This is a genomic window from Parabacteroides timonensis (assembly GCF_900128505.1).
Taxonomy (GTDB): Bacteria; Bacteroidota; Bacteroidia; order Bacteroidales; family Tannerellaceae; genus Parabacteroides; species Parabacteroides timonensis.
Genome location: NZ_LT669941.1, coordinates 481,938 through 505,808 on the forward strand (window position 1 = coordinate 481,938; position 23,871 = coordinate 505,808).

At 44.8% G+C, this 23,871-nt stretch carries 17 protein-coding genes; 5 read left to right on the top strand and 12 right to left on the bottom strand.

Annotation, left to right across the window (positions count from 1 at the left end; translation table 11 throughout):
• Positions 1–265: 265 nt before the first annotated feature.
• Positions 266–1,474, bottom strand: a complete 1,209-nt coding sequence (locus tag BQ7394_RS09510) for a DUF4861 domain-containing protein (RefSeq protein ID WP_075557225.1) — start codon at positions 1,472–1,474, stop codon at positions 266–268.
• 178 nt (positions 1,475–1,652) lie between these two features.
• Here BQ7394_RS09510 and BQ7394_RS09515 point away from each other — a divergent pair, with 178 nt between their 5' ends.
• Positions 1,653–2,288, top strand: a complete 636-nt coding sequence (locus tag BQ7394_RS09515; RefSeq protein ID WP_075557226.1) for a hypothetical protein — start codon at positions 1,653–1,655, stop codon at positions 2,286–2,288.
• 100 nt (positions 2,289–2,388) lie between these two features.
• On the opposite strand, the gene BQ7394_RS09520 is transcribed toward BQ7394_RS09515, so the two are convergent.
• Both BQ7394_RS09520 and BQ7394_RS09525 read right to left on the bottom strand, forming a co-directional pair.
• Positions 2,389–2,610 carry a (4Fe-4S)-binding protein gene (locus BQ7394_RS09520; RefSeq protein WP_075557227.1) on the bottom strand — a complete coding sequence of 74 codons (222 nt, stop codon included), beginning with the start codon at positions 2,608–2,610 and terminating at the stop codon, positions 2,389–2,391.
• A gap of 13 nt (positions 2,611–2,623) precedes the next feature.
• Positions 2,624–2,923, bottom strand: coding sequence for a GNAT family N-acetyltransferase (locus BQ7394_RS09525; RefSeq protein WP_075557228.1), 300 nt, complete (start codon positions 2,921–2,923; stop codon positions 2,624–2,626).
• 355 nt (positions 2,924–3,278) lie between these two features.
• Between BQ7394_RS09525 and BQ7394_RS09530 the strand changes: the two genes are divergently transcribed.
• Positions 3,279–3,506: a winged helix-turn-helix domain-containing protein gene (locus tag BQ7394_RS09530; RefSeq protein ID WP_075557229.1), complete on the top strand. Its 228-nt coding sequence runs from the start codon at positions 3,279–3,281 to the stop codon at positions 3,504–3,506.
• An 84-nt stretch (positions 3,507–3,590) separates the two neighbouring features.
• Here the strand turns inward: BQ7394_RS09530 and BQ7394_RS09535 are convergent, their stop codons facing one another.
• The 4 genes from BQ7394_RS09535 to BQ7394_RS25505 all read right to left on the bottom strand — a co-directional run bounded on the left by BQ7394_RS09535 (position 3,591) and on the right by BQ7394_RS25505 (position 11,109).
• A complete protein-coding gene (locus tag BQ7394_RS09535; RefSeq protein WP_075559956.1) occupies positions 3,591–5,222 on the bottom strand; it encodes an efflux RND transporter periplasmic adaptor subunit in 1,632 nt (543 codons plus the stop codon).
• A 4-nt stretch (positions 5,223–5,226) separates the two neighbouring features.
• The gene (locus BQ7394_RS09540; protein ID WP_075559957.1) at positions 5,227–6,687 is read right to left on the bottom strand and encodes a TolC family protein; all 1,461 of its coding nucleotides are present in this window, start codon (positions 6,685–6,687) and stop codon (positions 5,227–5,229) included.
• Positions 6,677–10,528, bottom strand: a complete 3,852-nt coding sequence (locus tag BQ7394_RS09545; RefSeq protein ID WP_075557230.1) for an efflux RND transporter permease subunit — start codon at positions 10,526–10,528, stop codon at positions 6,677–6,679. Before BQ7394_RS09545 ends, BQ7394_RS09540 begins: the two co-directional genes overlap by 11 nt.
• A gap of 194 nt (positions 10,529–10,722) precedes the next feature.
• Positions 10,723–11,109: an HYC_CC_PP family protein gene (locus tag BQ7394_RS25505; protein WP_075557231.1), complete on the bottom strand. Its 387-nt coding sequence runs from the start codon at positions 11,107–11,109 to the stop codon at positions 10,723–10,725.
• 164 nt (positions 11,110–11,273) lie between these two features.
• Here BQ7394_RS25505 and BQ7394_RS09555 point away from each other — a divergent pair, with 164 nt between their 5' ends.
• Positions 11,274–11,870: a recombinase family protein gene (locus tag BQ7394_RS09555; RefSeq protein ID WP_075557232.1), complete on the top strand. Its 597-nt coding sequence runs from the start codon at positions 11,274–11,276 to the stop codon at positions 11,868–11,870.
• Here BQ7394_RS09555 and corA read toward each other — a convergent pair.
• From corA to BQ7394_RS09570, 3 genes are read right to left on the bottom strand one after another with little or no spacing between them, the layout of a single operon-like run.
• Positions 11,867–12,949, bottom strand: a complete 1,083-nt coding sequence (gene corA, locus BQ7394_RS09560; RefSeq protein WP_075557233.1) for a magnesium/cobalt transporter CorA — start codon at positions 12,947–12,949, stop codon at positions 11,867–11,869. The genes BQ7394_RS09555 and corA overlap by 4 nt on opposite strands.
• Positions 12,950–12,962: 13 nt before the next feature.
• Positions 12,963–15,434, bottom strand: coding sequence for an endonuclease MutS2 (locus BQ7394_RS09565; RefSeq protein ID WP_075557234.1), 2,472 nt, complete (start codon positions 15,432–15,434; stop codon positions 12,963–12,965).
• A 15-nt stretch (positions 15,435–15,449) separates the two neighbouring features.
• Positions 15,450–16,874, bottom strand: a complete 1,425-nt coding sequence (locus tag BQ7394_RS09570) for a DUF4136 domain-containing protein (protein ID WP_075557235.1) — start codon at positions 16,872–16,874, stop codon at positions 15,450–15,452.
• 222 nt (positions 16,875–17,096) lie between these two features.
• Between BQ7394_RS09570 and BQ7394_RS09575 the strand changes: the two genes are divergently transcribed.
• Positions 17,097–17,681, top strand: coding sequence for a nucleotide exchange factor GrpE (locus tag BQ7394_RS09575; RefSeq protein ID WP_075557236.1), 585 nt, complete (start codon positions 17,097–17,099; stop codon positions 17,679–17,681).
• 36 nt (positions 17,682–17,717) lie between these two features.
• Entirely contained in the window at positions 17,718–18,878 is a 1,161-nt protein-coding gene (gene dnaJ, locus BQ7394_RS09580) for a molecular chaperone DnaJ (protein WP_075557237.1), read from the top strand.
• A gap of 92 nt (positions 18,879–18,970) precedes the next feature.
• Here dnaJ and BQ7394_RS09585 read toward each other — a convergent pair whose 3' ends face one another.
• Both BQ7394_RS09585 and BQ7394_RS09590 read right to left on the bottom strand, forming a co-directional pair.
• Positions 18,971–20,437, bottom strand: coding sequence for a catalase (locus tag BQ7394_RS09585; protein ID WP_075557238.1), 1,467 nt, complete (start codon positions 20,435–20,437; stop codon positions 18,971–18,973).
• 299 nt (positions 20,438–20,736) lie between these two features.
• The gene (locus BQ7394_RS09590; RefSeq protein ID WP_075557239.1) at positions 20,737–23,871 is read right to left on the bottom strand and encodes an efflux RND transporter permease subunit; all 3,135 of its coding nucleotides are present in this window, start codon (positions 23,869–23,871) and stop codon (positions 20,737–20,739) included.

A 23,871-nucleotide genomic window follows, 5' to 3' on the forward strand; every position in this document is an offset into this window, starting at 1 on the left:
AGGATTAGTAGTATGGGATACTTTCTATTATAGAAAAAGTTGAAGCTCGAACCTGATAAACAACAAACTTAAATTTCTTCTTTTTGCCTTCATGCCTTCAGCGCGCTTTTATAGAGCTGATACTTATAGCTTTAAACTATGAACCCACCTTTCAGATTGCCTTCATATGCTGAAGGCAATCTGAAAGGTGGGTTCATTTGTAACTATCTGAATACTAGTAGTTAAATGCCGATATGAATGATATGAATGCAAATTCCTGAAAAACTTATTTTACAGTTACTTGCAACGGCTGCTTAACCTTCTGAGCAAATTCCTGCACATACTTAAACCATTCGGCAGAGTTCCGGAAACCCCATTTACTCCATCCGGCTCCGGTGTAATATGTATATTCGCTTCCCGGTGCATAAGTCGTATATGCCAGTACGTGGCCGTCTGCTCCGCGTTGTTTCTTTTCAGCATCGGAGAAGTTGACAGCTTTTGCATCACTGAGCTTTTCCGGGAATACTGCGCCAACGAAGATTTGTCCGTTTGTAGCATCTTCCGGGTCTGCATAAGCGATATAACCATTGGTTGCGTCAGCCTGATAATCTGTGCTCGGTTCATGTAGAACGATACCGGTTACCAACGGGGTCGGTTCGTTCAGGTTGGCAAACGAAAGTGCTATTTTATTCATCTGTGAACCGGCATCCAGGGAAAGTATACGAGTTTCGATAACATTGTCATTCCCTTTTACAGTCAGCGGATTGTAAACCAGCTTGACAGTGAAGCGCAATGGGCCGTTATCCAGAATCTCATACTCTTTATAGCAGTACGGATAAACAATAGAGTCGTTAGCCAAAAGGGCGGAAGTACCTGCACCCAATGTCGGGCCTACCTTGTAGTAATCCAGTCCGTTGCCATGATCGATGTGATAAGAGATGGAGTTTGCCAATTCCTGCGCCGCCTTCTTGTCTGTCTTTTGCAATTCGGCGATTTTGGCTCTTGACTCCGGATTCAACTCTGTCTTGTAACGCATGTCGACTACTGGCTCCGATACACATTTTACCCAGATATCATATCCGAAAGCCTGTTCGCCGGTAGCCTGTAAAGCCGGACCATAGGTACGGAAAGCGATGCGGTCGTTTTCCCAGGCAATATCATCCACACGTTCCGGATAGAACTTACCGCAAGCTACAATGGCCGGCTTGTCTGGTGTACCCGGTTTGATTTGATAAGTAACGTTGCTGTTTGCGTTCACATCGACGGGGAAAATAATTTTATTGTCATAGGTGATCTGGTAAGGGATCTGCCTGCCGTTGTTGTCGGAGATGATGAAAGACTCACCATTCAGCTTGGCTACTGCGTCCATTGAAATCTCTGTGATTTCGTTTGAACGGGCAATGGAAGAGGGGTTTGTAACCGTGATGTCCACGCTCTTTTCCTGTGTACAGGCAAAAGCGCTGGCAGCCAGAAATAGGGAAATAATCTTTTTCATACAATATTATAGTGTTAGTTCATAAATATTTCGCTACTGGTAATCTTAGAATGAAACCGGCAGTAAAAGTAGGAATATTCGACAAGTTTACAAAGCTGATTTATGGTAAACGAAATTATTTCTGTTCGATGGTGCTTCCGGTCATGCAGTATACTGTTGTTTTCAACGTTTCTATTATATGATGTTGAAGCAATGTTTACTTATTCTGATGTTGATGGGAGTCCCCTATGTCCGGTTGTATGCGCAGGATTGGAGTGAAGAGGACTCAGTGTGGTTGTCGGGTATTCTGTCGGGAAAAGATACGATCCGTATCAACCCCGAATTTCAGAAAGCGATCCGTAGCGGTACGTTTATTCATCTGGAAGACGAACCCGGCCAGCAAATACTGGAAGCACCGGCGGAGTTGCCTATCCTGAAAGACTTTTCCGAATATCTGCGGGCGGATACGGACAGCATACATAAAAATCTGGATTACAAATCGATGCCTCCGAGCGTTTTTCGCCTGTATGTGATAGAGTTAGACACCGGCATGAAAATAAACAAAGAAGCTTATACACCGCCTCCCACACGTCCTATTGATAAAAAAGAAATACAGGTCGGAAAGCTTCCGGTGACGGCTGCGGCAGGAGGGAGGAATCTTTATTCGTCGGATGTAGTGAAGGATGGGCAGAAACGTGGTACGGTGGGTGGATCGGTGAAACTTTATTTCTCTCTGGACGACATACTGACATGGATTTTCTCAAAAAAGGAAAGAAACAAACGGAAGAACCGTAAACGGGATGATACGTGGCGTTATTATAATTCAATGCCCTGACGGCCGTATGTTTTCTCGGACAATAAAAAAACTCCCGCCGGTATGTGAACAAATCCGGCGGGAGTCTGAAATTAAGTTATAGCTATTCTTTTTTATGTTTCTATTCTTTTTTATTAAGCCTGTAACTAAGTGCTCCCGACGGACATTTGTTGATCTGTGCGATCAGTTCCTCCGTAGTTGCATTTTCAATTTTTATCCAGGGTCTTTCCTTGGGGTTGTATACCTGTGGTAATGTTTTTACACAAATACCTGCATGCTTGCACAATTCGGGCTGCCAGATAATGGTCAGCTCGCCATTTGAATATTCAATTTTCTTTCCCATACTCTATATCGCTTTATCCTATATTAATACCCTTCATAACTATACGTCGCCAGTCAGGATGCTTTTTAATATATCCTGCTACAAAAGGACATAGCGGCACCAGGCGTAACTCCTGCTTTTCGATATCCTTCAGTACTTTTTCGACCAGTTGGCTCCCTACACCTTTTCCTTCCAGTTGAACCGGAACCTCCGTATGTGTGAGATAGATTTCGCCGGTTTTATTTTTGATATACTCGATCTTTGGAACCAGTTTGCCAATATGAAATTCGTATTGGTGATCCTCCCTGTTATCAATTAATTCGTAATCGTCCATTTTATACTCTTTTATTAATGTTCTGTTATATTTCAAACATTTTATGGAGATGCTTTGTTTTGGATATTTTCGGTTTTCTTTAGCCAAGTCTCCGATAACGAAATGATGTCAGATGTTCGTTTCTGATTGTAAGTTGGAATTCGTTTATTCTTACGAATTAATATGAATATATGCTGTTTGGTGAAACTTTTATTACTCGTAATCTGTTTTATAACTATAAAACAAAGTCATTTTGTTTTTAAAGAGGGAATATTTGATGAATAATGGTATAATTGACTAATAAGGAAGTAAAATGGAACATCTCTGTTTTATTTTTTATTGTTAGTTTTAAGTCACATATCAAAAATGGAGTGTTATGAATAAGAATGACGTTGGTTCAGATGCCGGTAAGATCTGGCGTTTGCTTGCAGAGAGGGGCAACATGTCCATCAGAAAAATCGGAGAAATGACTCATTGCAGAGAGTCTGTTATTTTTCTGGCTTTGGGTTGGTTAGCCCGGGAGAATAAAATACGTTTCCGGAGCGACGGTAACGATATGCTGTTCGTTGAAATAAATATTCCGCTAACAGAAACGTATTATTAAATAGGACACTAAAATTTTAGGCGCAACGAGTAAAGGGATACAAATGATTTGTAGCCCTTTTTTTGTTTGCGCCTATCTGTGTTTCTATTTCCGGTAATGACAGCAGGCCGGAAGCTTGTCGTAAACATTTTGGTCTGCCTTGTACTTGTCATTGTCGTGTCCTGCGGCGGCAATAGCTTTGGCTATGGCATCGACAGAGGTTTGTTTAGGGTCAAACTGTAAATGTATCGTCTGGGTATTTTTGTCCCAGATGGCGGACGAGACTCCTTTAATACTCTTGGCTGTATCTTCGATACGTTGTTTACACATATCGCAGGCACCTTTTACTCCGAACATGGCATGTTCGCCTTGTGCATTGGAGGCTTGCATAGAATGTCCGGCATGTCCGGCGTGCCCGGTCATCGGTTGTGCGACGTTTCCGTCATTGTTCATCATAGAAGGTTTTCCTTCCAGCTGGGCACTGGCATCGATTGAAAAGACCCCGTTTGTTACAATTTCTTCTCCATCGGATAATCCTTTCAGTATGACATAAGCATTGCCTAACGACGGACCCAATTCTACTTCCCGCATCTGGAAAGTGGGTGTGGAGATATCCGGCTGTTTGACATATACTATTGCACGTTTACCGGTCCAAAGTACGGCTGTCTGTGGAACGACAATCTGATCCTTGTATCCTTTTAAAGCTGCATTGACGGTAGCTGTCGCATACATTTCCGGTTTCAGTTCCATCTGAGGGTTGGATACCTCGACACGTACGCGGGAAGTACGGCTGGTAGCGTTTACAATGGGGTCGATAAATGCAATCTTACCTTTGTATACTTTGCCGGGAAGAGCCTGCAAGGTGAATTCCACCGGATCGCCTTTACTTAAGAAAGGCAGGTCGACTTCGTAAGCATCGAACATAGCCCATACCTTGGAAAGGTTGGCTACATCGAATAGGATAGCTCCTTGTGATACATAATCTCCCTGGCTGACCTTTTTCGATATGACGATACCGCTGGTGTTTGATTTGATTTCTACTAACGGGGAAGTAGTACCCGATTGCTCGATGGCTGTTATTTGTGCATCGGTCATTTTCCAGAGTTGCAGTTTTTCTTTGGCCGCCTGGATCAATGCCGGTTGTTGCATTTTTATCGCTTCCAGTAATTCCTGCTGGGCTGTAAATAGTTCCGGCGAGTATAAAGTGGCAAGTGTTTGTCCGCTATGTACGGTTTCTCCTGTAAAATCGACGGCAAGGTTTTCGATGCGGCCTCCTACATGAGCTGTCTGTGATTGAAGACTCCGTTCGTCCGGTGCTATTTTGCCATAGAGACGTACTTGTTTTACCGGATTTTCCTTACTGACGCGCGATGTCTGTACATCGGCCAGTGCCATTGCTTCTTCCGATAACTGGATAGACGAAGGATCGATGTTTTCGTTATTGTTACCGCTTTTGCGTACTGGTATCAGGTCCATACCGCAGATAGGGCATTTTCCCGGTTTATCCTGTCGGATCTGAGGATGCATGGAACAGGTCCAGACCCCGTTTTCATCCTGTTGCAGATCGTGGCTATGGGAATGCCCGGCTATGCTGTCATGGGAATGATCGTGATGGCTGCTGTCTGCCTGCGGGGTGGAGGAAGGGCTGAATAATAACCAGCCGACTAATAATCCTGCGAGTGCGAATATTATATATTGAACTTGCTTTGTCTTGATCCATTCTTTTATCTTTTTCATACGATTAATCATTTAATGAGGTTGCTACTAACTTTTCCATGCCGGCTACCATTGTGTTGTATTCGGCAACTGCTTCACTTTTTTTGAGACTGTAATCCAGTAACTGGCGTTCGACTTGTATAATGTCGGTGAGGCTGGTCACTCCGGCTGAAAATTCCCGCACCATCAGTTGCCAGGTAGATAAAGCCAGGTTCTGCTGCTTCTTATATAAGCTGACTTTACGGGCTGCATCTGCCAGTTGTTGTTTGACTGTCTGATACTCGGCCTGCAACTGGTTCAGCGTATTTTCGTATTTCAGCTCACTTGCCTGGCGGTAATGTTTACTTTCCCGTTGTTGTGCGTTATATTTCTTTCGGAAAATGGGAATACTTATCTTGAACATAGGCATGACCATATCCATTCCGTTCATGTCAGGCATGACCATTGCATTGTCTGATTTACCGACTACCGAATATTGCAGGCCGATTCCGAACATTGGATAACTCATCTTCTTATCCATTATTGCTTTGGCCTTATAGGCATTCGCTTCTGCTTCCAGCATCGATAACATCGGGTTGGCCAGGATAATGCTGTCGGTCATCGTTTTGTCATCTGCCAGGAAACGAATTTGTATCAGTGAGTCGGGTACAGCCACTCTTGTCTGTTGATCGCGGTTCAATAAGGCGTTGAAACGAGCTTCGGCTGCGGTACGGTTGGAGACAATTACTTCCAGATTATTCTCAAGTTCTGCTTTTTCTATCTGGATACGCAATACATCTGACATACCTCCGGAAGAATTTCCTGTACCCATAGGGCTTCCTCCCATGCCAGACATTCCGCTATTATTGGATGCAGGCATGGCTGTTGGCGAAGTATTTCCTGCTCCTCCCATATTGTCCATACTGTTTCCGGGTGAGGCAGGTACAGCCTGGGAGGTATTGGCTACAGGTGGAGCTACTGTCGGTGTGGGGTTTACGCCGGGTGCGGAGAAACGCTTAAGTGCCAACTGTTCCAATTGCTCCAGTAAAATAAGATTTGCCTGTGTATTTTTATACTGTTCATTCAGATTACATAGTCGATACCATTGGCTTTTGACCTCATAGAACAGGTTGTTTCTTGCATCACGGAATTGCTCGTAGGCCATACGCGACATTTCAGTCGCTTCGTTACGTGCTGCTTTTTGTGTTCCGAACCAGGGAAACATCTGCATGAGTGTGAAGTCTGCAACCTGTTTTCCTCCCAGTGTTTCCATGGGTTTGACAAAAAGGCCTATATCCAATTCCGGATCAGAGTAGGCTCCCGCCTGTGGAATTTTTTCCAGCGCTGCTTTATAAAGGGCGAAGTTGGAGTTGATCAGCGGATTATTGCGTGCGGCTGTTTCCAGATAGTAAGCGAGGCTATCTGCCTGCTGTGAATATCCGGATAAAGTACCGAGCAGTAAGGCGATTCCGATCAGATATAGTTGTATTTTGAGATTATTCTTCATCGTTTTTATCATTTTCAATGTTTTGTTTCTTTTGTTCTTTCTTAATTATGCTTTCACGCCACCAGCATTGCAGGACGGGTACGACAAACATAGTCATAGACTGTATCAGCATTCCCCCGAAGGTGGGTATTGCCATCGGCACCATGATATCGGCTCCTTTTCCTGTCGAGGTCAATACAGGAAGTAAGGCAATCAATGTTGTTGCCGTTGTCATGGCGGCCGGTCGTACACGTTTTAATCCGGCAGCAACTACGGCTTCCCGTATAGCCTCTTTCGTACGGGGATTTTGCCGGAGGAATGTTTGGTGGATGTAAGTACCCATCAATACACCGTCGTCGGTAGCAACACCGAACAAAGCAATAAACCCGACCCAGACGGCAACACTCAGGTTGATGGTATGCATCTGGAAAAGATCCCTCATATTCTCTCCGCCGACAGAAAAGTTCATAAACCAATCCTGTCCATACAGCCAAAGCAGGATAAACCCTCCGGCAAAGGCAACAAATACACCGGAGAAGTGGATAAGAGAGGCTGTGACCGACTTGAACTGGAAATATAAGACCAATAGAACAATCAGTAATGCCAGAGGCACTACAATTGCCAGCCGTTGGGTAGCCCGTTCCTGTTGTTCATAGTTCCCTGCAAACTTGTAAGATACTCCTTTGGCCAGTGTCAGTTCCCCGTCTTTTATTTTTTGTTCAAGTACGCGAGTGGCTTCTTTAACCACGTCGACCTCTGCTTTACCGGATATTTTGTCGAATATGACATAACCGACCAGGAAGGTGTTTTCACTTTGTATCATCTGGGCTCCACGTGTATAATCTATATCGGCCAGTTCTTTCAATGGTACCTGGGCTCCTGTTGCCGTAGGAACTAGTAACATAGACAATGCTTCCGGATTATCCCGCAATTCGCGGGCATAACGTAGGCGGACCGGAAAACGCTCTCTTCCTTCGACTGTTGTCGTTAATACCATTCCACCGACAGCAGCACTTAATATTTCCTGTAAATCTTCTACGTTTACTCCATAACGCGCCATGTTGTCCCTGTTTAAATTGATCTCGAGATAAGGAGCTCCTACCGCTCTGTCATAGAATACAGAGGAGGGGATCACGGAAGGTACTTCTTTTAATGCCTGCTCGATAACCTTACCGCTCTGTTCGATCGTTTCCAGGTCGGGACCGTATATTTTCAATCCCATCGGGGCACGCATACCGGTCGACAACATAACAAGACGGGCCTCGATTGGTTGCAACTTGGGAGCTGAAGTTAGGCCCGGCAGATGGGTGACATTTACTATCTGTTGCCAGATATCATCCGTATTTTTGATTTCCGGACGCCATTGACGGAAATAGTCTCCTTTGCTGTCGGCTATCAGGCTGTCTTTGGGAATGAGCCGGAAACCGTCAGCCGGATTGTATGTATCGCCGTTCTTCAGAATGTAGGCACCCTGTTTATTAACCTTGAAACGTTCCCTTTGTCCGTCTTCATTCAGAATGTATTCAGGACGATAGTTTATCGTATTTTCAAACATTTGTGCCGGAGCAGGGTCGAGGGCTGAGTTGACACGTCCCCATTTTCCGATGGCTGTCTCCACTTCCGGAATGGCAGCCAGGCGTTTGTCGAGCGCTTCGATATAATCGAGGTTTTGTGCAATCCCGGTATGAGGCATGCTGGTGGGCATCAGGAGGAAGGAACCCTCATTCAAGCTGGGCATAAACTCTTCGCCTATACCGGGAAATTCAGCGGATGCTTTTTCCCAGAAAGTTGTCTGGCGGAAATCTTTCCATCCCAGCGTTTCCATACCTGATGCAACGAAGCCGAATGTTTTATTAAATCCTATCCATATAATGAAACCGAACAGGATCGTTGTCGCAGGAATAATCATGAACTGCCAACGGTGGCTAAGACACCATCTTAATATCTGTTCGTAGTAGATCACCAGTAACCATAATAGGGTTAAGATGACAACGATACAAGCCGCAACAAAAAGTATGTTGGAGAATAATCCGGCCTGAGGCCCCATCGGTAGCCATTCTTCCGATAGATAATAAACTGCCACTAGCAACGTGATACCTATATTTATATAGTTGCTCATCTTGGGATTTTTCCAGTAGAAAGCAAACAGGTTGTTCAGTCCGACAGCTGTAAGGCCAAGTGCCGGAATACTGCTGTAAATGATCGATAATAGAATGCCTGATACAATAAGGATATAATTGGCTATCTTTCGTATCGACTTGGATTTGATCCGGACAGAGAACAGTAAATAAGAAAGTGTCGGCAGCAGGATCAGCCCTAGTATGAAAGCGGATGCCAGTGCATACGTTTTAGTATAGGCGAGGGGAGAGAACATTTTCCCTTCCTGAGCTTCCATGGCAAATACGGGTAAAAAACTGACTATTGTGGTGATCATTGCTGTTGCAATAGCTCCGGATACTTCACTGACAGCCTTGTAGATAAGGTTGACCAATGCTTTCCCGCCTTTGATATCCTTGTTCTCCGGCATTTCCATATAACGAATGATGCTTTCTACAAATACGACCCCTACATCGACCATAACTCCGATAGCAATGGCAATACCGGACAAAGCAACAATGTTTGCTTCTATTCCGGTGTATTTCATAATGATGAATGTAGCCAGTACGGCCACAGGGAGCATACTTGCTATTACTACGGATGCACGCAGGTTAAGGACTAATACAATAATCACGATGATACAGATCAGTATTTCGTGTGAGAGCGAAGTTTCAAGTGTTCCAATCGTTTCTTTGATCAGGCCGGTCCGGTCGTAAAAAGGTATGACACTAACCTTCGACACTGTGCCGTCCGCCAACGTTTTCTGAGGAAGGCCGGCTTCTATCTCTTTAATCTTAGCCTTAACATTGTCTATCACTTCCAACGGATTCGCTCCGTACCGGGCGATAACAACTCCCCCCACGGCTTCTACGCCTTCCTTATCCAATCCGCCACGGCGGGTACCCGGGCCGATATTCACGAAAGCGACATCCGATATACGTACCGGTACACCGTCTCTGACGGTTACGACAGCTTTTTCCAGGTCAGATACATCTTTAATATAGCCAAGCCCACGGATCAGGTATTCAACCTTGTTGATCTCCATCGTTTCGGCACCGATATCGAGATTACTTTTCTTTACGGCATTCATGATATCCATGACGGAAACGTTGAAGGCGCGCATGGCATCCGGGTTCAGTTCTATCTGATATTCTTTTACAAAACCTCCGGCAGAAGCCACTTCCGATACTCCTTCGGCCGCGGAAAGGGAGTATTTTACATAGAAATCTTGTATGGTGCGCAATTCTTCTGCGTTCCAACCACCGGTAGGTTTCCCTGTCTCCGGGTTTCTGCCTTCCAGGGTGTACCAGTATATTTGACCCAGAGCTGTGGCGTCCGGACCTAATGCCGGTTGAACACCTTCCGGCAAGGTACCGGATGGCAGCGAATTCAGTTTTTCCAGAATCCTTGAACGACTCCAGTAGAATTCGATATCATCGTCGAAGATAATGTAGATGAACGACATCCCGAACATGGAGCTACTTCGGATGCTTTTTACTCCCGGAATCCCTAATAGGGAAGTGGTCAGTGGATAAGTGATTTGATCTTGTATATCTTTTGGCGATCGTCCCATCCATTCGGTTGCGACGATCTGTTGGTTATCACCGATATCCGGTATTGCGTCTACCGGGATTGGATTACGCGGAATAATACCTCCGTGCCAGTTGAAAGGAGAGGTCGATATACCCCAGACAACGACTAATATTAATAATAGAATGGTTACAACCCTGTTATCAAGGAAATAACGGATTATTTTATTTAACATAGGATGATGTTTTAATCAAAATGATTTAATTAGTGCATAAAATCTTGTTGCAATAGGTAGGCTTTGTTTTCCAAAGAATACCTATGCATGTGAACTTTCCTCTTGTGCTATACAAAAGGAACAGATAATTCTTATTTATTGTTTATTGAAGTATAAACAAAAGTAGGTATGTCCGGTCTGTAAACCGGTATTAATTAAATCAGAAAGGAGCAATTGCGAATGCATAGTTCTGCGCCACTACATTCGGGTGGGGATTTAAAAAAGGAAAAGGACGAAATTGATTCATCTGTCTCAGACAAAACCAAAAGTTCCCTTATATCGAATAATAAAGATAGAGTGACCGGTGTATAATCGAAAGTCGGCACCTGGTCGACATTCTGGTCGACGGTCATCTTAATAAACTGCGTCTCTGTCGAGCAGCAATGATGTGATTGCTTCTTCTCCTTGCAGGAAGGGCATATATCTGTCAGCCATAAATCCACTTCTACCAATTTACCCATACAATGATGGATATTCAGAGCTATTCCACTGGAGACTCCGACATATAGAATTGTTAATATGACTAAGAGATATTTTTTCATAACTGCAAAGATATAACTGTTTTTCCGGATTAAAATATAAAATGTATGGAGAGCTTATTAAAGAATGTTTCATCTTGCTGTCAGTCACATTTTCTTGTTGTATCTTCACGGCGTAAATAAAGAATATATTTTGCATATTCAGAATATTAAGAGGTAATTTTTTTATGGTAATAGCTTATTTAAGAGTAACTATAGGCAAGCAGCATCTTGAAACACAAAAAGATGAAATTGAACGCTATGCAGCAGCAAATGGTTTTGAGGTCAATAAATGGATAACGGATATTATTGATGAGAAAAGAAAGGAGAAAGAGTCGTCATTAAGTCGTATCATAGACCGGATGAAACAAGGGGATAAGGTGATCATTACTGATATCGCCCGGTTTGGCCGTACTTTATCCGAAGTGATGAATCTTTTAGGTAAATGTATGGCGAAAGGTATTCATGTATGTAGTATAAACGATCGCTATATTCTGGATGACGGTTTGAATACGACGGTAGTATCGGATACCTGCAATCTGATTTCTGAGATCGAACATAACCTGATGTCGATCCGGACAAAAGAAGCATTGAATCATAAGAAGGATAAAGGACTTCAATTAGGGCGTCCGAAGGGTACCGATGCCAAACAGTCTTTGTTGGATGCCAATAAAGAAGAAGTGATGAATATGCTCGAGAGAGGTGATACGGTCGTGATGATCTGTAAGCATTTTAATGTATCCAGAAATACTTACTATCAGTTTAAGAGGAATTACGGACTTTAAAACCAGTCCTTTTTCCTCATATATATCCAGGTGAGTAAACCTGTAAGGAACATGACTCCCCAGGCTATTCCGTAGCCGTATTTCCAGTCGAGCTCAGGCATCAGTTTAAAATTCATTCCCCATACGCCGACAAGGAATGTCAATGGAATGAACAGGGTAGACACAACTGTCAGGCGTTTCATGATTGCATTCATACGCAAGTCGTTGTTTGAGATATAGAGGTCTACTAATGACGATATGATTTCCCTGCAACTTTCGGTTGTTTGTATCACAAACTGCAACTGGTCGGATAAATCTGTATAGACCGGTTGCATATCCGGGCTGATTATTCCGTTCTCCGTGCGTAATAATTTGGGGAATTGTTCTTTCAAAGGCTGGCTGTTCTTTTTTATGATCATGTATTCATGACGGCGCTGTTGTATCAGTGAACCCATATTTCCCTGGTCGTTTTTTATGTCGAGCAAGGTCTCTTCAATATCTTCCAGCATTTCTTCTACTTTGGATGCTGTTTCTACCAGATTAGCGATAATCGTATTTAAAAGGAAAGCCAGCAACAATCCGCTACCTTTCTTCCGCAGACTCAGCATATTCGATTCCAGTGCTTTCATTGTATTGGCAAATACCGGATTGTTGGTTTCAGTAAAAGATATGACAACATTATCTGTGACCAGTATACTGATATGCTCGGAATGCATTTCCATATTGGCATCGTAGTAGCTGGAGTTTAAGATAATCAGCATGTGATTGGCATACTCTTCTATCTTTACTACATGTTGAGGAGTCAGGATATCTTTGGCATCCAGGTTATGGAGCCCGAAATCGTTTACGATACGCGTGATCGTTTCCGAATCGGTCAGCCCGCTTACCTGAAACCAATTGACTTTGTTGGGATCGGTCAGTTTATTGAACGAAGTCGTTCCTTTCTTGACTTCTGCAGTGTGGATTCCATCAGCATTGTATTGTGTGAGACGAATGTCGGTTACAGTTTCATGTTCACCGGCATAATAATATTTATCCGACAGGTGACGGTTTGAAATATGTCTGTGCCTATGCAAATGCATTCCCTCTTTTCGTCTCATAACTACAATTGTTTTAATCCAGTTCTACAACAGTGATACCTGCACCGCCAAACTGAACATGTTCATCGTGGTACTGCCGGACTCCCGGAACCGAATGCAGATAATCGCGTATCAGTTGCCGTAGAATACCCGTACCCGTGCCGTGCAGGATACGTACCCGCTCTGCCCCGACCTGGATAGCATCGTCAATGAAATAGGTGACAGTTTGCAGTGCTTCATCGCCTCTCATACCTCTAACATCTATCTCTTGCTTAAAGTTCAGTTTTTTATCGTGCATATGGTCTGTCGTTCCCACACTGATAAAGGTACTTTTCTGAATTTCCTTTTTGATCTGGCCTTTGCTGACCTTTTCCAGTTGTTCGAGTTTCACAGTACTTTTTATCATACCGAATGCTACAACAGCTTGTTTTCCCTGAAGTTCCATAACCGTTCCGGCAGAAACCTGTCCTTTTAAACGGACATTATCGCCAACCTCGATCACATCACGGTTGAATGTTTGCTTGGCGGTAGGGGCATTCTGCTTTTGTTTTTTACGCTCTTTCCGCTCCTGCAGTTTCGCCATCTTACGTGCAATCTTATCGTCTTCCTCTCCGGTCGATTCGATGGATGCTTTGAACTCTTCCAGGGCTTTACGGGCAAGCTTGGTTTGTTCTTTTTCTGCTTGCGCTTCTTTGATTTCGCGAACAGTATTCTCGATTTTGGCATTTGCTTCGGCCAGTATTCGCTGTGCTTCGGCTTTTGCTTCGCGAATGATCTCTTTACGTTGCTTGTTTACCTCTTCCAGATCCTTTTCGTAGCGTGACGTGATATCTTCCAGCTTTTTCTCTTGCTGGCGGATATTCTGCCGTTTGCTTTCCCAGTAGCGTTTGTCGCGAACGATATCCTGGAGATATTTATCCATATCGATATAATCGGAACCGACCTTGGCTGAAGCATCGGCAATGACATCTTCCGGCAACCCGATCTTTCGTGCAATCTCTACGGCGAACGAACTACCCGGGTTTCCAATGGACAGTTTGAACAGCGGTTGCATCAGATGACGGTCGTATAACATGGCTCCGTTTACAATACCTTCGGTATCTTCCGCGAAATGCTTCAGGTTCTGATAGTGGGTAGTAATCACTCCGAAACTATGGTTCCGGTTGAACCGGTCTAACAATGCTTCAGCAATGGCTCCTCCAATCTGTGGTTCCGTTCCGCTACCGAATTCGTCGATCAGGATGATCGTCTTTTCATTACAGTTCCTGACGAAATATTTCATATTGGTCAGGTGTGAACTGTATGTACTTAAATCATTCTCGATACTCTGTTCGTCACCGATATCAATAAATATACTGGCAAAAATCCCTGTACGCGAACTTTCATGCAAAGGAATTAATAACCCGCATTGCAACATATATTGTAGCAAACCTACTGTTTTCAGACAAACCGATTTACCTCCGGCGTTCGGGCCGGATATGATCAACAGGCGTTTCTTTTCATCGAGTGTGATGTCAAGAGGAATCACTTGCTTGTTTTGTTTCTGAAGCGACAGGTACAGGAGAGGATGGACGGCACGTGCCCAATCGACCTGTTGTACGTTTTCCACTACCGGTTTGATCCCTTTCATTTGTTCGGCAAAAAGAGCTTTGGCACGGATAAAATCGATGTCTGCCATAAACTCATACGATTGCAGGATATCTGGAACCATCGGACGGACTATATTGGTGAAATCCGTCAATATCTTCATGATCTCACGGCGCTCGTCACCTTCCAGTTCCCTGACACGGTTGTTGGCTTCAACAACTACTTCCGGTTCAATGAAAACCGTCTTACCACTGGCCGATTCATCATGTACAATTCCTTTTATCTTTCTTTTGAAAGCCGGAGCTACAGGAATCATTAAACGTCCGTCACGCATGGTAGGAGTTACGTCTTTGTCGACTACTCCTTCCGACTGCGCACTTCGTAAGATCGATTGGAGACTACGGGAAATACCGCTCATCGTAGATGTTATCTCCTTCCTGATCTGTGCCAGTGTAGGAGAGGCATTGTCTTTTACTTTCCCGAACTTATCCAGGATGGAGTCTATTTTTCCGATCAGTTGTGGAAAAACGAGTATGTCTCCGGCCAGTGCCGTAAGTGCAGGATAAGCAATTTCCTCATCCTCTACAGGACGGAAGAAACGAATGATATCGTTGATTGTTTGTAAAGAACGTTTCAGGTCGAACAATTCTTTTTCATCCAGCCAGGTTCCTTCCGGCCGTATCCGCTTCAGCGAATAACGTACATCAAAGAAATAGGCAGCAGGAAATTCCTGTTCTCCATGTAAAATACGGACAAACTCATCGGTTTGTTCCAGACGTTCAATAACGGTTGAATAATCTGCCGAAAAATCCATTTCGGCTACCCGCTCTTGTCCCAGCGGGCTTAAACATTTATCGGAAATTAAACGGCGAACTTTATCGAACCCCGTTTTTTGTTCAAAGTTTTGTGGATATATCACGTTAGTTAATATGCTTTATTTTATCTCCACCGTAATCTCCCTGCGGATAGTAGGGCGGACGATGATTTCCATTTTGTTCTTACCCCTTTTGATGTCGAACGTACAGGCGTTGTTACCTGCCGGATTGACATATGGAGCATAATAATACAGGTAGGAGAAGGCTCCTACATTGCCAGAGCTTTGCAAGGCGTCGGCAACCTGAGAGTATTTGAATGTATCCCAGAACATACAACGTTTGAATCCGTTAGCATCCGTAAACTGTGTTTTTGGATCGCGGTATTTCATTGTTTTTGATATGAAGTTCTTATAGCCAGCTGTAAATTCTTCAGCGGAATAATTCATTTTGTTTCCATTGATCTTTTCGATCACATCACGCGGACGAAGGCCGGAGGTATAAGCCGGTGAATTACGGTCGACATCCGTAATCAGCTCCAGACGGTCGATATCATAGCTGATACCCGTATAATTATAGGTTTTCTGACTAACCTTGTATTGTACGTTGCGACCATATTTTACATACGGATACTGCATCAGCATTAACGGCGCATGGATACGGGCGTATTCTTCCAGACGGTAAGAGTCTTCCAGTAATTCGTTAGCCTCACATTCCCAGATGATACGTCCGGGTACAAATGCCTGGTCGATCATACGAAAACCGAACTGCAACAGATATTCAGCTTCCGCTTCCGCTGCGGAATTACCCAGGAACGGGAAAGATTCCATCTTGCTTTGAGTGAAATTATAGCGGTAGATGGGTTCTTTGTTTACCAGGATTACATTCGTTCCTTTGAAATTTGGGTTTTTGTCAAAGAAATAAAATGTCTGTATCAGGATATCCGGTTGAGCTATATCAAGCACCATCCCTTTTTTTGTCAGTTCTTTTTCGATGCATTCGTTAATCACTGTTTCCAGTTTGCGGTTGTTTTCGTCGATCGCAGCAAAAGCAAATGTTTTGAATTTACTGAAATTGACAGAGTCGGGTGTAACTACTGTTTTGAAAGGGCATGTAAAAGTCCGTTCGCCGGTTGTCTCCAGGCTATACATTGAGAAGGCGGATGCCAGCTGATCTTCCATTATTGAATTGATCTTTTTACAGTCTTTCTTTACCATTACCTGTTTGGTCGGAACGGAAAGATTACTGATCGTGAGGATCACTTCATTTTTACCTGCCGGATTGAATAGTTCGGCAATCTCCTGAGGGGATACTTCCGTTGTGGCTACTCCGTCTATCGCTTCTATCACATCACCTTGTTTTACCCCGGCCAACTCTGCAGAAGAATAGGGTATTATTCCCGTTATTACGGGTTTATCTTTCCCCCAGTTTTTACTTTGGCTGATATCATATGTAAATCCTAATCTGCAAATGGATGCATTCCGGTTCTGGGCATAGCCGGTCATAAATACAAACAACAGTAATATGGATAAAATAATTCTCTTCATAACGTCAGAAATTCTATTATTAGTATTAATAATGCCTGTTTAAATCTAAATATACAGGCAAAGGTAAAGATATTTTTGTTGTCTATGAATAGTTGGCAGCATATTTGATGTTATTCCAGTGCATGACAACAGGAATAACTTTATCGATACACCTCGTGTTGGTAGATAAGGTGAGTTGTATATGGCTGACAATTAGGTAATAATAAAAATATTAAGATAGTTATGAGCAAGATGAATTTTAACGGAAAGAAAGAAACATCTGAAAAAGATGAGCGTTTGAATCAGGAAGATGCGACAAATTTGCAGCACGAACAGGAAAATGCGGCAGAAGAAACTGCACAGACTGACAATGTGACCGAAGAACTGGATGAGTTGAAGAAGAAGTATAACGAACTGAATGACTCTCACCTGCGTCTGATGGCTGAATTTGACAATTATCGTAAACGCACATTGCGTGAAAAGGCCGATCTGATCAAGAATGGTGCTGAAGCTGCTTTGAAAGGATTGCTTCCAGTTGTCGATGATTTTGAACGTGCATTACAAAATATCCGTAACTCAGACGATGTTGAAGCTGTAAAGGAAGGAGTAGAACTTATCTATTCGAAGTTTATGGCTTATCTGGCCCAGCAGGGTGTAAAAGCCATAGAGGCGGTAGGACAACCTTTCGATACCGAAATGTTTGAAGCTGTGGCTACTATTCCTGCTCCGGAACCTGGCCTGAAAGGAAAAATCCTCGATTGTATCCAGACCGGTTATACTTTAAATGACAGAGTGCTGCGTCACGCTAAAGTAGTAGTAGGAGAATAAGCAACGTGCTAACGGGCAAATAACAACAATACAAAGATGGCTAAAAGAGATTATTATGAAGTGCTGGAGGTAGAAAGAACTGCCACAGTAGAAGAAATTAAGAAATCATATCGGAAAAAAGCGATTCAGTTCCACCCTGACAAGAACCCTGGTGACAAGGAGGCTGAGGAGAAATTCAAGGAAGCAGCCGAAGCATATGATGTATTGAGCGATCCTCAGAAACGTCAACGCTACGACCAGTTCGGACATGCCGGAGTAGGAGGTGCTTCTCAGGGAGGTGGCTTTGGTGGAGCCGGAATGTCAATGGAAGATATCTTCTCTCAGTTTGGAGACATCTTTGGTGGACATTTCGGTGGCTTTGGCGGTTTCGGTGGTTTTGGAGGAGGTTCTCGTGGAGGCCGCCGGGTGAACCGTGGATCGGATTTGCGTGTGAAGGTAAAACTGAACCTGAAAGAGATTGCTAACGGAGTTGAAAAGAAGATAAAGGTTAAGAAATATGTTCCTTGTAGCAAATGCCACGGGAGTGGTGCTGAGGATGATCATAGCAGCAAAACCTGTGATACATGCCATGGTAGTGGTGTAGTAACACGTGTTGCCAATACGATCCTGGGGCAGATGAAGACGCAGTCTACTTGTCCGACTTGTGGGGGTGAAGGAAAGATCATCACAAAGAAATGTAGTGAATGTAACGGTGAAGGTATCATGCGTGATGACGACATCATTACAATCAATATTCCGGCTGGTGTTGCAGAAGGAATGCAACTGTCGATGAGCGGTAAAGGAAATGCTGCCCGTCATGGAGGTGTAAACGGTGACCTGTTGATCCTGATCGAAGAAGAGCCGCATCCGGAATTGATCCGTGATGAGAACGATTTATTATATAATCTGTTACTCAGCGTACCTCAGGCTGCCTTGGGAGGAAATGTTGAAGTTCCAACTATTGATGGTAAGGCGAAGGTGAAAATCGAACCGGGTACACAACCGGGTAAGGTACTTCGTTTGCGGAACAAAGGACTTCCTTCGGTGAACAGTTACGGGACAGGCGACTTGTTGGTTAATGTAAGTGTATATATCCCGGAAACGTTGTCCGCATCAGAAAAAGAAACATTGACCGGTTTGGAAAACTCACCTAACTTCCAGCCGAACCGTACGATGAAAGAGAAGATATTCAGCAAATTTAGACATATGTTCGATTGATTTCTTTCAAAATAAAATGAAGAATGCCCCTTTACCATCCGGTATCGTGGGCATTCTTTTTTTGAACAGAGCTTATCAAGGGGTTGCTTAAACTATCTTGTTTCTTTCAAAGCATCTTCCAGGCTGATGCCGAGTGCATCGGCAATACCTTTTCCATAGGCCGGATCGGCTTTGTAACAGTTGCGAACGTGACGTTGCTGGATGAACAATTCGGCTCCACCGATCTGACGGGCAGTGTTTTCGAACAGGAGCTGCTGTTCGTCGGCAGGCATCAGACGGAAGAGGTCGCCCGGCTGGCTGTAATAATCGTCATCGTATTCGCGTTCGTTGTAATTGTAGATATCGCCGTTGGCTTTCAAAGGCGGTTCTTTCTTTTCGGGAGAATCCTGCCATTCGCCGTAGCTATTCGGTTCATATCCTTTTGCAGAACCGTAGTTACCGTCTACGCGCATAGCTCCGTCGCGATGGTAAGCATGAAAAGGACAACGAGGTCTGTTTACCGGTATTTGCTCAGAGTTTACACCCAAGCGATAACGCTGTGCGTCACCATAAGAGAACAGGCGGCCCTGAAGCATTTTATCCGGAGAGAAACCGATACCTTCTATCGTATTGATCGGGTTGAAGGCTGCTTGTTCCACATCTGCGAAATAGTTTTCCGGGTTACGGTTCAGTTCGAGAATACCCACGTCATGCAGCGGGAAGTCGCCGTGCGGCCATACCTTTGTCAGGTCGAACGGATTGATACGGTAGTTTTCTGCCTGTTCTTCCGTCATCAGCTGGATCTGGAATTTCCATCTGGGGAAATCACCTTTTTCAATGCTTTCAAACAGGTCACGCTGGTGCGATTCACGGTCTTTTGCGATGATCGCTTCCGCTTCCTGGTCGGTCAGGTTCTTGATTCCCTGTAATGTTTTCAGGTGGAACTTCACCCAGATACGTTCGTTCTTGGCATTGATAAAGCTATATGTATGGCTACCGAAACCGTGCATGTGGCGATAAGAATAAGGGATACCGCGAGAACTCATGGTAATGGTAACCTGGTGTAATGCTTCCGGAAGCAATGTCCAGAAATCCCAGTTGTTGTTTGCACTGCGCATGTTTGTTTTCGGATCTCTTTTGACGGCGTGATTAAGGTCGGGGAACTTTAACGGATCGCGCAGGAAAAATACCGGTGTATTGTTTCCGACTAAATCCCAGTTACCTTCTTCTGTGTAAAACTTCATGGCGAAACCACGAATATCGCGTTCTGCATCTGCAGCTCCGCGTTCGCCGGCAACGGTAGAGAAGCGAACGAAACAGTCTGTCTTTTTACCGACTTCACTAAAAATTACAGCCTTTGTGTATTTAGTAATGTCGTGTGTCACGGTAAAGGTTCCGAATGCTCCGGAGCCTTTGGCATGCATACGTCTTTCAGGAATGACTTCGCGGTCGAAGTGAGCTAGTTTTTCCAGGAACCAGGGATCTTGTATCACCATTTGTCCGCGCGGACCCACTGTCTGTGAGTTCTGATTGTCTGCAACGGGGCGACCGTTGGCAGCTGTTAGTTTTTTGTTTTCCATAAATAATTTTTTTATTAGTATAAAGCCGACAACATCTTACCTTGAATATTCATGTAACCAACCTTATACGTGATTTGTTTTAGATTACTCAACAAAAGTAAAATGTTATTAAACAGAAGTCAAATAGGTAATTTTGATAGGTACATAGGGGCTATTTATTAATGGTTTGTATTAGGGGACGCAGAAAACGCAGAAAACGCAGAGTAACGCAGATAAATTATTGTTTAAAAGAAAATAAAAAGTCTGCGAGCGTCTGCGTTTTCTGCGTCATCTGCGTCCCCTAATACGATCTGAAAGGATCACTTCTTCCCCCCGGAGCTGTTGGGCGACGCTTTATCCAGCCACTTTTCCTGGATGGTTTGCATCCATTCGTAAAAGCTCGGGATGAAAGCGGTGGCGAAGATTGTATTGATCGCCATACCGAATACAACGGCTGCACCCAATGAAACACGACTGGCTGCTCCGGCTCCGGTAGCGAACAGCAACGGCATAACACCCAACACGAAAGCAAACGAAGTCATCAGGATCGGGCGCAAGCGGACGTGTCCGGCTTCGAGAGCCGATTCGCGGATGGAATTACCGGCGGCACGGTAGTCGCGGGCAAACTCGACGATCAGGATACCGTTCTTTGCGGAGAGGGCTATCAATAGAATAATACCGATCTGGGTGTAGACGCTGACAGGTACGCCCATAATAAAGCAACCCAGGATAGCACCCAGTAACGCAATCGGCAATCCCAGGATGGCCGCCAGCGGGCTTGTCCAACTTTCGTACTGTGCCGAAAGAACAAGGAAGGCAACCAGTAATGCCATACCGAAGATCAGGATCGTAGTCGATCCGGCTTTCGTTTCCTGATAGGCGACGGAGGTCCATTCGTAACCGAAGTTATCGCCCAGTTGTTCCTGTATCAGTTCTTCCATGGCCTGTATGGCTTCTCCGGAACTGTATTTCGGGTTGGCGATACAGGTGATGGAGGCAGAGGAATACATATTATACAGGTTGATCTGGTCCAGTCCCAACTGTTGTACGGCTTCTGTAAAGGCGGAGAAAGGAACCATTTTACCTGCGCTGTTCTCCAGGCTTAACCGCATGACATCGTCGATCACTTTCTGAGCCTGTCCGCTGGCTTCGATCTTTACCTGGTAGATGCGTCCGAACTCGACAAAGTCATTTACATAAGCGGCTCCCATATAATAACTCAACGTCGAGAAAACATCACTCAATTGTAATCCCAGCAACTGTACTTTATCGCGGTCTATGTTCAGTCGGTATTGCGGCACATTGGCCTGATACATACTGGATAAACTCAGGAGTTGAGGCTTGGTATGATAGGTTTCCAGCAGCGTTTCGATGGCATGCTGCATTTCGGTCGGTCCCAGATTCTTGCGGTCTTCCAGTTGCAGTTGCAGGCCGCCGGAAGCACCCAGGCCAGGGATGGCAGGAGGGACCAGGGCAAATATCTGTGCTTCCTGGATACCGTAGGCTTCCCGGTTGAAGCGGGTAACGACATCTTGTGCCGTATGGCCTTTCCCTTTCCGCTCATTCCAGTTTTTCAGTACGACGAAATAGGTTCCGGCATTCGATAATTCGCCGCCTCCCATCACGGAGAAACCGCTGATACCCATATAGGTTTTGACTTCCGGATAACCGTCGAGTATCTTGTTGATCTTCCGGCTTACTTCCTGTGTACGGGGCAGACTGGCTGCCGGAGGCAACTGGGTTGAAACCAGGAAGTAACCGTCATCTTCTTCCGGAATGAAAGTAGACGGCCAGCGTATGAACATAATAGCTGCTGCGGCTGAGACGATCAGGAAGATAACCAGTGTGACGATCTGATGTTTCAGCATGCGGTCGACTACATCGTCGTAAACCTTTTGTGTCTTATCATATACTTTATTGAACGCTTTGAATACGAAAAAGGTCGGATCTTTGGTGACTTGCAGGAACAAGGCACAGAGAGCCGGCGTCAACGTCAGTGAGTTGATACCGCTCAATACGGTTGCGGCTGCGATGGTCAGGGCGAATTGTTTGTAAAGCTGCCCGGAGATACCGCCTATAAAGGTCGTCGGGATGAATACCGCCAATAAGACCAGTACGACACCGACGATCGGTCCGACAATCTCGCCCATCGCTTTGGTCACTGCTTCGCGTGCCGTATATTTTCCCGTGTCCATGTATCGCGACGAGTTCTCGACGACTACGATCGCATCATCCACCACAATGGCAATAGCCAGGATCAACCCGAACAATGTCAGGGTGTTGACCGAGAATCCCAGCGCCCCCATTACAGCCAGTGTTCCTATCAATGAAACAGGGATGGTGAGGCAAGGTATGATTACTGCCCGGAAGTTCTGGAGGAACAGGAAGATAACCAGGACGACCAATGCAGTTGTCTCCAGGAAGGTTACTAATACTTCGTCGATGGAGGCGTTTATGACTTCCGTCGTGTCGAGTGTTACATTATACTCAACACCTTGCGGCAGGGTAGCGGCTATTTCTTCCATTTTCGCCCGTACGGCTTTGGATACTTCCAGCGAGTTGGAACCCGGTAACTGGTAGATGGCAATCGCTGCCGCCTGTTGTCCTTTTAGCTGGGAGGTCACATTGTAAGAGGAACTGCCTAGCTCAGTACGGGCGATATCTTTCAGGCGGAGTATTTTGCCGCCTTGTTCAGTCCGTATAATGATATTTCCGAACTCTTCCGGAGTAGTCAGGCGACCTTTTACCGTTAGGGTATATTGGTAAGGATTGTTTGCCTGTGCAATCGGTTGTCCGACATAACCGGCGGATACCTGCCTGTTCTGCGTAGAGATGGCCTGAAAGACCATATCAGGCGTCAGGTTACGGATACGCATGACTTCGGGATCGAGCCAGATACGCATACTGTAACTACCGGCTCCCATGACATTAACCGAACCGACTCCCGGCAGACGGGCCAATTGGTCGGTCAGGTTCAAGCTGGCATAGTTACTCAGGTAGAGCCCGTCATAGAGGGGATCTTTAGAGGTCAGTGAAAGCATCATCACAATGTTCGACGATTGTTTGCGGGTTGTGATACCTTGTACGATCACGGCTTCCGGAAGGCTGCTTTGCGCAATGCTGACACGGTTCTGTACCATGACGGTCGCCATGTCGATATCCGTACCGACCGCGAATGTGATGGTCAGTGAATAGGCTCCTGAACTGGAGGAATTGGAACTCATATAGAGCATTCCGTCCACCCCGTTCACCTGTTGTTCGATCGGTAATCCGACGGTCTGTGAGACCGTTTGTGCATCCGCCCCCGGATAAACTGCCGAGACCTGTACGGTAGGCGGCGTGATATCCGGATATTGGGCGATGGGTAATACGTTGAGTGTAACCAATCCCGCTACCACAATAATCAGGGCAAGAACGGTGGCAAAGATCGGTCTGTTTATAAAGAATTTTACCAT

Coding starts and splice junctions, on each gene's coding strand:
- BQ7394_RS09530 (WP_075557229.1), top strand. CDS start 3,279: ATGAATAAGAATGACGTTGGTTCAGATGCCGGTAAGATCTGGCGTTTG.
- BQ7394_RS09535 (WP_075559956.1), bottom strand. CDS start 5,222: ATGAAAAAGATAAAAGAATGGATCAAGACAAAGCAAGTTCAATATATA.
- BQ7394_RS09575 (WP_075557236.1), top strand. CDS start 17,097: ATGAGCAAGATGAATTTTAACGGAAAGAAAGAAACATCTGAAAAAGAT.
- BQ7394_RS09545 (WP_075557230.1), bottom strand. CDS start 10,528: ATGTTAAATAAAATAATCCGTTATTTCCTTGATAACAGGGTTGTAACC.
- BQ7394_RS09590 (WP_075557239.1), bottom strand. CDS start 23,871: ATGGTAAAATTCTTTATAAACAGACCGATCTTTGCCACCGTTCTTGCC.
- BQ7394_RS09520 (WP_075557227.1), bottom strand. CDS start 2,610: ATGGGAAAGAAAATTGAATATTCAAATGGCGAGCTGACCATTATCTGG.
- BQ7394_RS09585 (WP_075557238.1), bottom strand. CDS start 20,437: ATGGAAAACAAAAAACTAACAGCTGCCAACGGTCGCCCCGTTGCAGAC.
- BQ7394_RS09525 (WP_075557228.1), bottom strand. CDS start 2,923: ATGGACGATTACGAATTAATTGATAACAGGGAGGATCACCAATACGAA.
- BQ7394_RS09555 (WP_075557232.1), top strand. CDS start 11,274: ATGGTAATAGCTTATTTAAGAGTAACTATAGGCAAGCAGCATCTTGAA.
- BQ7394_RS09570 (WP_075557235.1), bottom strand. CDS start 16,874: ATGAAGAGAATTATTTTATCCATATTACTGTTGTTTGTATTTATGACC.
- BQ7394_RS25505 (WP_075557231.1), bottom strand. CDS start 11,109: ATGAAAAAATATCTCTTAGTCATATTAACAATTCTATATGTCGGAGTC.
- dnaJ (WP_075557237.1), top strand. CDS start 17,718: ATGGCTAAAAGAGATTATTATGAAGTGCTGGAGGTAGAAAGAACTGCC.
- BQ7394_RS09540 (WP_075559957.1), bottom strand. CDS start 6,687: ATGAAGAATAATCTCAAAATACAACTATATCTGATCGGAATCGCCTTA.
- BQ7394_RS09510 (WP_075557225.1), bottom strand. CDS start 1,474: ATGAAAAAGATTATTTCCCTATTTCTGGCTGCCAGCGCTTTTGCCTGT.
- corA (WP_075557233.1), bottom strand. CDS start 12,949: ATGAGACGAAAAGAGGGAATGCATTTGCATAGGCACAGACATATTTCA.
- BQ7394_RS09515 (WP_075557226.1), top strand. CDS start 1,653: ATGATGTTGAAGCAATGTTTACTTATTCTGATGTTGATGGGAGTCCCC.